Origin of the sequence: Streptomyces hamibioticus, assembly GCF_047946815.1 — a bacterium.
Lineage (GTDB): Bacteria > Actinomycetota > Actinomycetes > Streptomycetales > Streptomycetaceae > Streptomyces.
In genome coordinates this window covers 1,440,354-1,452,955 of record NZ_JBKKQY010000001.1, presented here as the reverse complement: position 1 = coordinate 1,452,955, position 12,602 = coordinate 1,440,354, and the positions used below count along the sequence as shown (strand labels likewise).

The 12,602-nt window shown below is 71.8% G+C and carries 12 protein-coding genes; 8 read left to right on the top strand and 4 right to left on the bottom strand.

What is annotated here, in order from left to right; all coding sequences use genetic code 11:
* Nucleotides 1-36: 36 nt before the first annotated feature.
* Together ACLGIH_RS06590 and ACLGIH_RS06585 are read left to right on the top strand one after the other, a co-directional pair.
* Nucleotides 37-468 carry an NfeD family protein gene (locus tag ACLGIH_RS06590; RefSeq protein ID WP_416524265.1) on the top strand — a complete coding sequence of 144 codons (432 nt, stop codon included), beginning with the start codon at nt 37-39 and terminating at the stop codon, nt 466-468.
* A gap of 3 nt (nt 469-471) precedes the next feature.
* Nucleotides 472-1,509, top strand: coding sequence for an SPFH domain-containing protein (locus ACLGIH_RS06585; RefSeq protein WP_416524264.1), 1,038 nt, complete (start codon nt 472-474; stop codon nt 1,507-1,509).
* Between the two features lie 186 nt (nt 1,510-1,695).
* Here the strand turns inward: ACLGIH_RS06585 and ACLGIH_RS06580 are convergent, their stop codons facing one another.
* Entirely contained in the window at nt 1,696-2,166 is a 471-nt protein-coding gene (locus ACLGIH_RS06580; protein ID WP_416524263.1) for a CBS domain-containing protein, read from the bottom strand.
* Between the two features lie 313 nt (nt 2,167-2,479).
* Between ACLGIH_RS06580 and ACLGIH_RS06575 the strand changes: the two genes are divergently transcribed.
* From ACLGIH_RS06575 to ACLGIH_RS06565, 3 genes are all read left to right on the top strand, one after another.
* A complete protein-coding gene (locus ACLGIH_RS06575) occupies nt 2,480-4,546 on the top strand; it encodes a SpoIIE family protein phosphatase (RefSeq protein WP_416524262.1) in 2,067 nt (688 codons plus the stop codon).
* 105 nt (nt 4,547-4,651) lie between these two features.
* Nucleotides 4,652-5,566, top strand: a complete 915-nt coding sequence (locus ACLGIH_RS06570; RefSeq protein ID WP_416524261.1) for a HipA family kinase — start codon at nt 4,652-4,654, stop codon at nt 5,564-5,566.
* Between the two features lie 7 nt (nt 5,567-5,573).
* A complete protein-coding gene (locus ACLGIH_RS06565) occupies nt 5,574-5,888 on the top strand; it encodes an Rdx family protein (protein WP_416524260.1) in 315 nt (104 codons plus the stop codon).
* Between the two features lie 3 nt (nt 5,889-5,891).
* Here ACLGIH_RS06565 and aceB read toward each other — a convergent pair whose 3' ends face one another.
* Nucleotides 5,892-7,514 carry a malate synthase A gene (gene aceB, locus ACLGIH_RS06560; protein WP_416524259.1) on the bottom strand — a complete coding sequence of 541 codons (1,623 nt, stop codon included), beginning with the start codon at nt 7,512-7,514 and terminating at the stop codon, nt 5,892-5,894.
* A 204-nt stretch (nt 7,515-7,718) separates the two neighbouring features.
* Entirely contained in the window at nt 7,719-8,318 is a 600-nt protein-coding gene (locus tag ACLGIH_RS06555) for a nucleotidyltransferase family protein (protein ID WP_416524258.1), read from the bottom strand.
* A 200-nt stretch (nt 8,319-8,518) separates the two neighbouring features.
* Here ACLGIH_RS06555 and ACLGIH_RS06550 point away from each other — a divergent pair, with 200 nt between their 5' ends.
* On the top strand, nt 8,519-8,833 hold the full coding sequence (locus ACLGIH_RS06550) for a DUF5955 family protein (protein ID WP_416524257.1): 315 nt from the start codon (nt 8,519-8,521) through the stop codon (nt 8,831-8,833).
* A 145-nt stretch (nt 8,834-8,978) separates the two neighbouring features.
* On the opposite strand, the gene ACLGIH_RS06545 is transcribed toward ACLGIH_RS06550, so the two are convergent.
* A complete protein-coding gene (locus ACLGIH_RS06545) occupies nt 8,979-9,788 on the bottom strand; it encodes an IclR family transcriptional regulator (protein WP_416524256.1) in 810 nt (269 codons plus the stop codon).
* Nucleotides 9,789-10,083: 295 nt separating this feature from the next.
* Here ACLGIH_RS06545 and allB point away from each other — a divergent pair, with 295 nt between their 5' ends.
* Entirely contained in the window at nt 10,084-11,421 is a 1,338-nt protein-coding gene (allB, locus tag ACLGIH_RS06540) for an allantoinase AllB (protein ID WP_416524255.1), read from the top strand.
* A 46-nt stretch (nt 11,422-11,467) separates the two neighbouring features.
* Nucleotides 11,468-12,592: an allantoicase gene (alc, locus tag ACLGIH_RS06535; protein ID WP_416524254.1), complete on the top strand. Its 1,125-nt coding sequence runs from the start codon at nt 11,468-11,470 to the stop codon at nt 12,590-12,592.
* The last annotated feature ends 10 nt before the right edge of the window (nt 12,593-12,602 follow it).

Below are 12,602 nucleotides of genomic sequence, written 5' to 3'. Positions count from 1 at the left end.
GCCCTCCGTACCCATACCGGCCAGGAGAGGTACGCAATGGATGCATGGCTGATCTGGTTGATCACCGCGACGGTGCTGGCCGTGGCGGAGATCTTCACCCTCACCGCCGCGCTCGGGATGCTGAGTGCGGCCGCGCTGATCACGGCCGGGGCCGCCGCACTGGGGCTGCCGCTGGCATTCCAGTTCCTGGTGTTCGCCCTCGTCGCCACCGTCACTCTCGTATTCGTGCGCCCCATCGCATTGCGTCACGTCCTCCAGCCACAGGCGGCGCGCTTCGGTGTGGACGCGCTGGTCGGCAAGGGCGCCCATGTCGTTTCGGAGGTGACGGGCATGGACGGCAGGATCCGTGTCGACGGCGAGGAGTGGACGGCTCGCGCCTACGACGAGACGCTGGTGATCCCAGCTGGAGCGACCGTCGACATCATAGAGATCAGCGGTACGACCGCGTTCGTCTACCCCCGGGACTGAACCATGGAGATATCCGCGTTCTTCGTTGCCGGACTGATCGTCGCGCTTCTCGCGATCTTCACCGTGATACGGGCGGTGCGTATCGTGCCCCAAGCGCGCGCTCGCAATGTCGAGCGGCTCGGCCGCTACCACCGGACCCTGAATCCCGGCCTGAACCTCGTCATCCCCTACATCGACCGGGTGCACCCGATGATCGACCTGCGCGAGCAGGTCGTCTCTTTCAAACCGCAGCCGGTCATCACCGAGGACAACCTGGTCGTCGAGATCGACACCGTCCTGTATTTCCAGGTCACCGACCCACGGGCGGCGTTCTACGAGATCGCGAGTTTCCTCCAGGCCGTCGAGCAGCTCACCGTCACCACCCTGCGCAACGTCGTGGGGTCCATGGACCTGGAGAAGACCCTCACCTCGCGGGACACCATCAACAGCCAGCTCCGTGGCGTACTGGACGAGGCCACCGGCAAATGGGGGCTGCGGGTCAACCGGGTGGAGATCAAGGCCATCGATCCGCCGCAGTCCATCAAGGACGCGATGCAGAAGCAGATGCGGGCGGAGCGGGACAAGCGCGCCGCGATCCTCGGGGCCGAGGGGCAGCGGCAGTCGCAGATCCTCACCGCCGAGGGCGACAAGCAGGCCGCCGTGCTGCGCGCCGAGGGCAACCGCACCGCCGCGATCCTGCAGGCCGAGGGCCAGTCCCGGGCCATCGACGAGGTGTTCCAGGCCGTGCACCGCAACGACCCGGACCCCAAGCTGCTCGCCTACCAGTACCTGCAGATGCTGCCGCAGCTCGCGCAGGGCCAGGGCAACAACTTCTGGGTGATCCCCAGTGAGATCACGGCCGCGCTCCAGGGCGTCTCCCGGGCCTTCACCGAGGCGCTGCCGCAGTCGCCGGCCACGCGCGAGAAGCCGTCGGACGACATGGCCGCCCAGGCCGCCAACGACTCGGCGCAGGCAGCGGAAGCCGCCGCCGCGGCCCTCGCCGACGCGGCCAAGGCCGACAGCACCACCTCCGGCGCCCTGCCGTCCGACCGGCCCCGCTGACGGCTGCCGTCCGACCGGCCCCGCCCCGCTGACGGCGGGCCGGGGACCGGTCCGACCCGCTGCGTCGCACCCCTGCCCGCCGGCGGCCCGGGGTGTCCCGCATCGTCGGGGCCGACGACCTGGGCGTTTGCGTCGTGACGCTAACCGGCGGCGCGGGCAGCGGTGACAAGCGGGTGCGGACGGCCGTCAGGCGACGGATCCGGGCCCGGACAGGAAGCAGCCCATCAGCCGGGCCGCGGTCACCGTGCCCACCAGCCGCACCTGGTCGGCGTCGCGCTCGATCACCGCGATCAGCGGGCTGTGCGTGCGGGCCATCAGCGCGGCCATCTCCATGGGCAGTGCGTCCGGGCCGACGTACGGGGGCGGAAACAGCCGGCGTGGCAGCCACTCGGCGACGGTGAGCCCGTCGAGCCGTTCCTCGATCTCCGCATCCGCGAGGCTGCCGAGGGCCGGGGCCAGCGCGGGGTGGTCGACCACGTACTCGGGAAGTGCCTGGCGCAGCACCTGGGAGCCGGGCACGATCGCGTGCGGCCGGCCGTCCGCGTCGAGCACGAGCAGGGCCGGCAGCGCCTGCTCCGCGAGCATCCGCGCCGCAGCCACCGCGTCGTCGTCGGTCGTGACGAACGGGAACGGCTCGGCCAGGTCACGGGCACGCACAACTGCCTCCTCGCCTCAGCCGGCCTTCGACGCCGCGGAGCGGGTACGCCGGGCGCCTCTCGCCCTCACCGCCCAGCGCGGCGGGAGGCATTCATCCGGTGCGACGGCGTCCGCCACTGCGCGGTGGTCGCCACCTCCACCCTTCCACCATACGGGTCCGGGCCCGTCGGCACGCGTCGGCGACCGGCCGGGCATCCGGCACTGCGCGGGCGTCACCGGATCGTGCCGGACCGGGTTGGAGGAGCAGCATGGAAGAGAGAACCTCGACCGGCGCGCCCCCGAGCGGGCTTCGCCGAGGAGGGAGCCGTCCAGGATGGGTGCCCCCGAGCCGCTCCCGGGGGAGGAGCGGGACCGCCGGGCGGCTCCGTCGCCGCCGGGAGGGCTACTCGATCTGCTCAGCGTGGCCGCGATCGTGCTGGACGCCCGCGGGCGGATCGTGTTCTGGAGCCCGCAGGCGGACGAAGTGTTCGGCTACACCGCCGAGGAGGCCCTGGGCCACTACGCGGTCATGCTGGTCCACGAGGAGCACAAGGAACTCGTGGTCAAGCTGTTCGCCGAGGTGATGAGCACCGGGGCGAGGTGGTCCGGCGCGTTCCCCGTCCGGCACAAGGACGGCAGCACGCGCCTGGTGGAGTTCCGCAACATGCGGCTGCTGGACGACCTGGGCGACGTCTACGCCCTGGGCATCGCCGCCGACCAGAGCACGCTGCGGCGGGTGGAGACCGACCTGGCCCTGTCCGAGCGCCTGGTGTCCCAGGCTCCCATCGGCATCGCCCTGCTGGACACCGAACTGCGCTATCTGCTGGTCAATCCGGCCCTGGAACGCATCAACGGCATCGCGGCCGCCGACCACCTCGGCAAGCGTCCCCACGACATCCTGCCGTTCCTCGACGTCGAGACCATCGAGTCCGCGATGCGCCAGGTGCTGCTCACCGGGACACCGCTGATCGACCAGTACACCGTCGGCCGCACCCTGGCCGACCCGGACCACGATCACGCCTGGTCGGTGTCGTACTACCGGCTCGACGGCCCCAGCGGCCGGGTGATCGGGGTCGCGAACTCGGTGGTCGACGTCAGCGAGCGCCACCGGGCCACTACGGAGGCGGACCGGGCCCGGCGCCGCCTGGACCTGATCGCCGACGCCTCCGCCCGCGTCGGCACGACCCTGGAGGTGGAGCACACCGCCCAGGAACTGGTCGATGCCGCCGTGCCCGACCTGGCCGACGTCGCGGCGGTCGACGTCCTCGACGACGTCCTGGCCTTCCGCCGCACCACACCCACCCACGAACCGGGCCCGGAACTGTTTCGCGCGCTCGCCGTCGCCGCCGCCTACCCCACCCACGCCACCACCGCCCTGACCGTCGGTGACCTCGCCGCCTACAGCGCCGACCGCCTCATCACCCGCTGCGTCCACACCGGACGGCCCATCGTCATCGCCCACGCCGGAGGCAACGATCTGCAGCACATCGCCCACGACGCCGACGGCGCCACCGCCTTTGCCGAGGCCGGCGTGCACTCCTACCTCGCCGTGCCGCTGATCGCCCGCAACGAAGTCCTCGGCGCCCTCGACCTGCTCCGTGCCCGCAACCCCCTCCCCTTCGACGAGGACGACGTACTCCTCGCCGTCGAGCTGGCCGCCCGCGCTGCCGTCGCCATCGACAACGCCCGCTGGCACCAGAGCGTCCGCAACACCGCCGAAACCCTCCAGCGCAGCCTCCTGCCCGGCCGCCCGCCCCCACTCCCGGGTCTGGACGTCGCCTCCCTCTACCAGCCGGCCCAGGCATCCAGAGAGATCGGAGGCGACTGGTACGACGTCATCCCGCTGGACGGCGACCGGACCGCCCTGGTGGTCGGCGACGTCATGGGCAACGGCATCGACGCCGCCGCCACCATGGGCCGCCTGCGCACCGCCACCCGCGCCTTCGCGGACCTGGACCTCGCCCCCGACCAAGTACTCCGGCACCTCGACAAGATCACCTGCGGGCTCGAGCACTACATCGCCACCTGCATCTACGCCGTCTACGACCCCCGCGCCCACCGGTGCCACATCGCCAACGCCGGCCACCTCCCGCCCGTCCTGGCCGCAGCGGGCCGCCGCCCCCGGCTGCTCGGCCTGCCCACCGGCGCGCCCCTCGGCGTCGGCGGCGTCGCCTTCCACAGCACCACCTTCGGCCTGGACCCCGGCGACCGGTTCGTCCTCTACACCGACGGCCTCGTCGAAACCCGCCACCACCCCATCGACGAACGCCTCGACGCCCTGCTGCACACCCTCGGCCAACCGCGTCGTCCCCTGGAAGAGACCTGCCAGTGGCTCCTGCACTCCCTGCGCCATCCCGACGACCACGACGACGTCGCGATCCTCATCGCACAAGCACGGTGATCCACGACTCCCGGCGGATTGTGCGACGGTCTGCGTCCGTACCGGCCGAGCGCCTCGTAGGCTGGCCGTGGCAGGCAGGGCTGAAGAGGCAGGTGGGCTGGGGAAATGCTGAGAGAGGTCACCGCCACTCGCTATGTGGAGCCCTTGCGCTCCGGCGGCTCCGTGCCCGGCATCGTGGAGGCCGACGACCTGGGCACCTACGTCGTGAAGTTCACCGGCTCCGCGCAGGGGCTCAAGGCGCTGGTCGCCGAGGTGATCGTCGGGGAGCTGGCGCGGGCCCTGGGGCTCAGGTTCCCCGAGCTGGTGCTGGTGCACTTCGATCCGGCGGTCGCCGAGCACGAACCGCACCAGGAGGTGCGGGACCTCCACGGCGCGAGCGCCGGTGTCAACCTCGGCATGGACTTCCTGCCGGGGGCGCGCGACTTCACCCCCGAGGTGGCGAAGACCTTCCCCGTCGACCCGCTGGAGGCCGGGCGGATCGTCTGGCTGGACGCGCTCACGGCGAACGTGGACCGCACGGTGCACAGCTCCAACCTGATGGTCTGGCCGACCCTGGGGACCGTGCCGCCGCGCCTGTGGCTGATCGACCACGGCGCCGCCCTCGTCTTCCACCACCGCTGGGACGGCGCGGACCCCGCCAGGGCCTACGACTTCCGGCACCACGCCCTCGGCCACTACGCCCCGGACGTCCGCGCGGCCGACGCCGAGCTGGCGCCGCGGGTGACGCCCGGCCTGCTGCGGGAGGTCACGGCCGCCGTACCGGACGCGTGGCTGGCCCCCGAGCCGGGCCGCGGCACACCGGACGAGGTCCGCCGGGGGTACGTGGAGCACCTTCACGCGCGCGTGCGGGTGTCCGGGGCCTGGCTCCCCACCGGCTTCCCCAGCCGGGAGGAACTCGCCGCCGAGGAGGCCCTGCGCGCGGCGCGCACCCGGCAGGGCCGCCCCGAGTGGCTCAAGCGGGTCCCCGACCTGCACGGCAAACCGGCGGCGGAACAGGATTGGTCGGTGCACCTGGGATGACGGACGGATGACGGAGGACGACGGACGGATGCCGGACGGCCCCGTGGACGCGCGACGCGTCGAGATCGAGTACTGCACGCAATGCCGCTGGCTGCCCCGCGCCGCCTGGCTGGCGCAGGAGCTGCTGACCACCTTCGAGGCCGAGCTGACCGAGCTGGCGCTCAGGCCCGGCACCGGGGGCGTCTTCGTCGTACGGGTGGCCGGCGAGGTCGTCTGGGACCGCCGGGAGCAGGGCTTCCCCGAGCCGACGGCCGTGAAGCGGGCCGTACGCGACCGAGTGGCCCCGGGGAAGTCCCTGGGCCACTCGGACCGTGCGGGGTGAGCGTCAGCCCTTGAGCCGCTCGTACGCCGGCAGGGTGAGGAAGTCGGCGTAGTCCTCGTCGAGGGAGACGGTCAGCAGCAGGTCGTGCGCCTGCTGCCAGTTGCCGGCCGCGAAGGCCTCGTCGCCGATCTCGGCGCGGATGTTCTCCAGCTCCTCGGCGGCGACCTTGCGGGCCAGGTCGGCGGTGACCTGCTCGCCGTTGTCGAGGACGACACCGGCGTTGATCCACTGCCAGATCTGCGAGCGGGAGATCTCGGCGGTGGCCGCGTCCTCCATCAGGTTGAAGATGGCCACCGCGCCGTGGCCGCGCAGCCACGCCTCGATGTACCGGATGCCGACCTGGATGGCGTTGACCAGACCCGCGTAGGTCGGCTTGGCGTCCAGCGCGTCGATGGCGATCAGGTCGGCCGCCTTGACGTCGACGTCCTCGCGCAGCCGGTCCTTCTGGTTGGGCTTGTCGCCGAGCACCTTGTCGAAGGACTCCATGGCGATCGGTACCAGGTCGGGGTGGGCGACCCAGGAGCCGTCGAAGCCGTCGCCAGCCTCGCGGTCCTTGTCGGCGCGGACCTTCTCGAAGGCCACCTTGTTGACCTCGGCGTCCTTGCGGGACGGGATGAAGGCCGCCATGCCGCCGATGGCGTGCGCGCCGCGCTTGTGGCAGGTACGGACCAGCAGTTCGGTGTAGGCCCGCATGAACGGGGCGGTCATCGTCACGGCGTTGCGGTCCGGCAGCACGAACTTCTCGCCGCCGTCGCGGAAGTTCTTGACGATGGAGAACAGGTAGTCCCAGCGGCCGGCGTTCAGCCCGGAGGCGTGGTCGCGCAGCTCGTAGAGGATCTCCTCCATCTCGTACGCCGCCGTGATCGTCTCGATCAGGACAGTGGCCCGGACGGTGCCCTGGGGGATGCCGACGTAGTCCTGTGCGAAGACGAAGATGTCGTTCCAGAGGCGGGCCTCCAGGTGCGATTCGGTCTTCGGCAGGTAGAAGTACGGGCCCTTGCCGAGGTCCAGCAGCCGCTGGGCGTTGTGGAAGAAGTACAGGCCGAAGTCGACCAGGGCGCCGGGCACCGGGCGGCCGTCGAGCTGGAGGTGACGCTCGTTCAGGTGCCAGCCGCGCGGGCGCATCACGACCGTGGCGAGTTCCTCGTTCGCCTTGAGCGCGTAGGACTTGCCGGACCGCGGGTCGGTGAAGTCGATGTTGCGGGTGTAGGCGTCGATCAGGTTCAGCTGGCCGAGGACGACGTTCTCCCAGGTCGGGGCGGAGGCGTCCTCGAAGTCGGCGAGCCAGACCTTCGCGCCCGAGTTGAGCGCGTTGATGGTCATCTTGCGGTCCGTGGGACCGGTGATCTCGACCCGGCGGTCCTGGAGCGCGTCCGGAGCGGGGGCCACCTTCCAGGAGTCGTCCGCGCGGACGGCGGCGGTCTCCGGGAGGAAGTCGAGGGTGGAGGTGCGGGCGATCTCGGCGCGGCGCTCCGCGCGGCGGGTGAGGAGCTCGTCACGCCGGGGCGTGAACCGCCGGTGCAGCTCGGCCACGAAGGCGAGCGCCGCATCGGTGAGGACCTCCTCCTGCCGGGGCAGGGGCTCGGCGTCGACGATGGCCAGCGGGGACGGCGCTGGTGCGGACATGAGCTGTCACTTCCTTCAGCGAGCTTCTTCGTGGCACGGGGTGTCAGGAGCCCGAACAGGGCAAATCGCGCCCCGCGGCGCGGTCGGGCGCTTCTGAACAGTGGATAGTAGTTTTCTCATAGTGGAAGTTCAATGGTTTGTTGATGTCGAGATTCTCTGAGTCGAGGCAAGGTGGCGCTCGGTGCCACGCCGTTCACTCCAGGTTCACTTCAGGTGGACGAGGTCCGCCTCGGTGTCGATGTCGTGGGGGCGGGCCACGTCCGCGCACTCGACCAGCGTGATCGCCGCCTCGTGCTCCCTCAGATAGGCGCGTGCCCCCCGGTCCCCGGTCGCAGTCGCGGCGATGCCCGCCCAGTGGGCCGCGCCGAACAGCACGGGATGGCCACGCACCCCCGCGTAGGCGGCCGCGGCCAGCGACGTCTCGTCCCGGTACGCCGCGCGGACCCGCGCCACCGCCTCCGCGCCGATCCCGGGCTGGTCGACGAGCGACACCAGGGCGGCCCGCGCGCCCGTCCCGGCCAGCGACTCCAGCCCCGCCCGCAGCGACGACCCCATGCCCCGTTCCCAGCCGGGGTTGTCCACCAGAACGCACCCCGGCAGCGCCGCGCGGTCGCGTACGACGTCGGCCTGCGCCCCCAGCACCACGTGTACGCGGGCGCAGCCGGCCGCACGCAGGACGCCGACCGCGTGTTCGACGAGGGGGCGGCTGCGGTACGGAAGCAGCGCCTTGGGGCGCCCGCCGAGCCGTCGTCCGCCGCCGGCGGCGAGGAGCAGCCCGGCCACCTGGTCTTCGTTCTCCGTCATGCGTCCTGCATACCGGACCGCGGGCCTGACGCCCCCTCGGACAGCAGCGGCACGGGGGACTGAATTTCGGCCCTCACGGTGGCGCACCGCGCGCCGGTTGTCGTTTACTGGCCCGCGTCCCCCGGCGCCCGAGGAGCGCCATGGGGGCGCTCGGCAGGTTCACCACTAGGGGCGCACAACGGGGTGCGAGGGGGAGGGCTGTGTTGCGGAGCGTGGGGCAGAGGCGCGTGACGGTCGGCGACGAGGACGTGCGGGTGACGGAGCTGCGGACCGCGGTGTCCCGGCTGCGCCGCCGGCTCGCCGCGCTGCCGGCCGACTTCCCCGACCGGGCCATCGCCGAGGACGAACTGGCCGACCTCGCCGCGATGACGCTGCACGGCGTCCCGGAGGTGGTGCGGCTGCGGCGCTCGCTGCTGCTGATCGCCGGCGCCATCGGCTCGGTCAGCGCCCTGAGACCGGGGCTGACGGAGGTGCGCCGCGCCGTGGAGCTGTTCGGGGAGCCGCCGGGCCGTTGACGCGCGCCTGCGCGCGCTGGTCCACCGGCGGCGAGCCCCGCGCCCTTGAAGGGTGCGGGGCCGTGGTGGCCCGGCTCCGTGGTGCGCGGCCGGTCACCCGCCTGTGACGGAATGCAACGGGAATCAGCGGAAATCAGCAGAGCGGCTACGCCCCGTTGCCGTTGACCCCCGAGCTGAGCAGCGTCACCGACAGCTCCGCGGCCACCTGCTGCAGCAGCGGCACGATCTTGTCGGTCTCGTTCTCCGTCACCCGGCCCGCCGGGCCGGAGATGGAGATGGCCGCCGCGGTGGGGGAGTCGGGCACGGAGACGGCCAGGCAGCGCACGCCGATCTCCTGCTCGTTGTCGTCGATGGCGTACCCCTGGCGCCGCACCTCCTCCAGCGCCGCGAGGAAGCCGTCCGGGGTGGTGATCGTCTTGTCCGTCGCGGCCGGCATGCCGGTCCGGGCGAGCAGGGCGCGCACCTCCTCCGGCGGGAAGTCCGCCAGCAGGGCCTTGCCGACGCCGGTGGAGTGCGGCAGGACGCGCCGGCCGACCTCGGTGAACATGCGCATCGAGTGTTTGGACGGCACCTGCGCCACGTAGACGATCTCGTCCCCGTCGAGCAGCGCCATGTTCGCCGTCTCGCCGGTCTCCTCCACCAGCCGGGCCAGGTGCGGGCGCGCCCAGGTGCCGAGCAGCCGGGCGGCGGACTCGCCGAGCCGGATCAGCCGCGGGCCGAGCGCGTAGCGGCGGTTGGGCTGCTGACGTACGTAGCCGCAGGCCACCAGTGTCCGCATCAGGCGGTGGATGGTCGGCAGGGGCAGCCCGCTGCTCGCGGACAGCTCGCTCAGGCCGACCTCGCCGCCCGCGTCCGCCATCCGTTCGAGCAGGTCGAAGGCGCGCTCCAGGGACTGGACGCCGCCGGTGGCGGTGGGCCTGGCGGAGTCGGTGGTGCTGGCGCTGGACGTCGGCACGGCGCGGTTCCTTTCGAGGCGGACGGGAGGGCAGAAGCCTACCCGGGACCCGGTTGACTCCCCGCTTGTACGTAGCTACGTTCTGCTTGCTGGAATTCTAATTCCGCTTTGTGGAAACGTCCAGGGTGAACCCGTACACCACGCCCATGAGCAGTGTGCCTCTTGACGGCGTGGAAGTGACGGGGCAAGACTCCTTCAACAGAACGTTGAATCCGCTAGATGGGGACAACTCCGTCATGTCCCGTACCGCGGGACGCGGACCGGCCGAGACACGGCGGCAGAGAGAGGGGTTCGGGTGTCCGAAGTTGAACTGGTGCTGCGCTCGACGCGCGTCATCACTCCCGAGGGGACGCGTGCCGCGTCGATCGCGGTGACCGGCGAGACGATCACGGCGGTCCTGCCGTACGACGCCCCGGTACCGGACGGTGCCCGGCTCGAGGACGTCGGCGACCACGTCGTCCTGCCCGGACTGGTCGACACGCACGTGCACGTCAACGACCCCGGCCGCACCGAGTGGGAGGGCTTCTGGACCGCCACCCGCGCCGCGGCGGCCGGCGGCATCACCACCCTCGTCGACATGCCGCTCAACTCCCTGCCGCCGACCACGACCGTCGACCACCTGCGCACCAAGCAGCAGGTCGCCGCCGACAAGGCGCACATCGACGTCGGTTTCTGGGGCGGCGCCCTGCCCGACAACGTCAAGGACCTGCGCCCGCTGCACGAGGCCGGCGTCTTCGGCTTCAAGTGCTTCCTGTCCCCGTCCGGCGTGGACGAGTTCCCGCACCTGGACCAGGAGCAGCTCGCGCGCTCGATGGCCGAGATCGCCGCCTTCGACGGCCTGCTGATCGTGCACGCCGAGGACCCGCACCACCTGGCCTCCGCGCCGCAGCAGGGCGGCCCCGAGTACGCGCACTTCCTCGCCAGCCGCCCGCGCGACGCCGAGGACACCGCCATCGCGAGCCTCATCGCGCAGGCCAAGCGGTTCGACGCCCGCGTGCACGTGCTGCACCTGTCCTCCAGCGACGCGCTGCCGCTGATCGCCGAGGCCCGTGCCGAGGGCGTCCGGCTCACCGTCGAGACCTGCCCCCACTACCTCACCCTCACCGCCGAGGAGGTCCCGGACGGCGCCAGCGAGTTCAAGTGCTGCCCGCCGATCCGTGAGTCCGCCAACCAGGACCTGCTGTGGCAGGCCCTGGCGGACGGCACCATCGACTGCGTGGTCACCGACCACTCGCCGTCCACCGCCGACCTGAAGACCAACGACTTCGCCACCGCCTGGGGCGGCATCTCCGGCCTCCAGCTGAGCCTGCCCGCCGTGTGGACCGCGGCCCGCCTGCGCGGCCACGGCCTGGAGGACGTCGTCCGCTGGATGTCCGCGAAGACCGCCGGCCTGGTCGGAATGGACCGCAAGGGCGCCATCGAGGCGGGTCGCGACGCCGACTTCGCGGTACTCGCCCCCGACGAGACCTTCGTCGTCGACCCCGCGGCGCTCCAGCACCGCAACCGCGTCACGGCCTACGCGGGCAGGACCCTGTACGGCGTGGTGAAGTCGACCTGGCTGCGTGGACGGCGCATCGTGGCGGAGGGCGAATTCACCGAGCCGCAGGGTCGGCTCCTCACCCGGACCAACTGACCACCTCACAAGCGCCCGACATTCCGAAAGGCAGGCCCTGATCACCGTGACGGCGATACCCAGCTTCACCGGCGACGCGAACCCCTACGGAGGCGGCGACCCGTACGCGGACTACCGCACGGCCGACCTCCCCTTCACCCACTACGCCAACCTCGCCGACCGGCAGCTCGGCGCCGGTGTCGTCGCGGCCAACGACGAGTTCTTCGCCCAGCGCGAGAACCTGCTGGTGCCCGAGCGCGCCGAGTTCGACCCCGAGCACTTCGGGCACAAGGGCAAGGTCATGGACGGCTGGGAGACCCGCCGGCGCCGCGGCGTCTCGGCCGAGCACCCCTGGCCGACCGCGGACGACCACGACTGGGCGCTGGTCCGGCTCGGCGCGCCCGGCGTGATCCGCGGCATCGTCGTCGACACCGCCCACTTCCGCGGCAACTACCCGCAGGCGGTCTCCGTCGAGGGCGCCTGCCTGCCGGGCTCGCCCTCGCCGCAGGAGCTGCTCGCGGACGACGTGAAGTGGACGACGCTGGTCCCGCGCACGCCGGTCGGCGGCCACGCGGCCAACGGCTTCGCCGTGTCGGCCGAGCAGTGCTTCACCCACCTGCGGGTCAAGCAGCACCCCGACGGCGGCATCGCCCGCCTGCGCGTACACGGGGAGGTACTGCCCGACCCGAAGTGGCTTCAGGCCCTCGGCACCTTCGACGTCGTCGCCCTGGAGAACGGCGGCCAGGTCGAGGACGCCTCCAACCTCTTCTACTCGCCCGCCACCAACACCATCCAGCCGGGCCGCTCCCGCAAGATGGACGACGGCTGGGAGACTCGCCGCCGCCGTGACCAGGGCAACGACTGGATCCGCTACCGCCTGGTGGACCGCTCCGAGATCCGCGCCGTCGAGATCGACACGGCTTACCTGAAGGGGAACAGCGCCGGCTGGGCCTCGGTGTCGGTGAAGGATGCCGACGAGGAGGGAGCCGGTGAATGGCGCGAGGTGCTGCCGCGCACCCGGATGCAGCCCGACACCAATCACCGCTTCATCCTGCCGGAGCCGGCCGTCGGCACCCACGCCCGCATCGACATCTTCCCCGACGGCGGCATCTCCCGCCTGCGCCTGTTCGGTTCCCTGACGGAGGACGGAGCGGCCCGCCTGTCCGCCCGCCACCAGGAACTGGGCGGCTGAACAACCCCCT

Coding starts and splice junctions, on each gene's coding strand:
- ACLGIH_RS06590 (WP_416524265.1), top strand. CDS start 37: ATGGATGCATGGCTGATCTGGTTGATCACCGCGACGGTGCTGGCCGTG.
- ACLGIH_RS06585 (WP_416524264.1), top strand. CDS start 472: ATGGAGATATCCGCGTTCTTCGTTGCCGGACTGATCGTCGCGCTTCTC.
- ACLGIH_RS06575 (WP_416524262.1), top strand. CDS start 2,480: ATGGGTGCCCCCGAGCCGCTCCCGGGGGAGGAGCGGGACCGCCGGGCG.
- ACLGIH_RS06570 (WP_416524261.1), top strand. CDS start 4,652: ATGCTGAGAGAGGTCACCGCCACTCGCTATGTGGAGCCCTTGCGCTCC.
- ACLGIH_RS06565 (WP_416524260.1), top strand. CDS start 5,574: ATGACGGAGGACGACGGACGGATGCCGGACGGCCCCGTGGACGCGCGA.
- aceB (WP_416524259.1), bottom strand. CDS start 7,514: ATGTCCGCACCAGCGCCGTCCCCGCTGGCCATCGTCGACGCCGAGCCC.
- ACLGIH_RS06555 (WP_416524258.1), bottom strand. CDS start 8,318: ATGACGGAGAACGAAGACCAGGTGGCCGGGCTGCTCCTCGCCGCCGGC.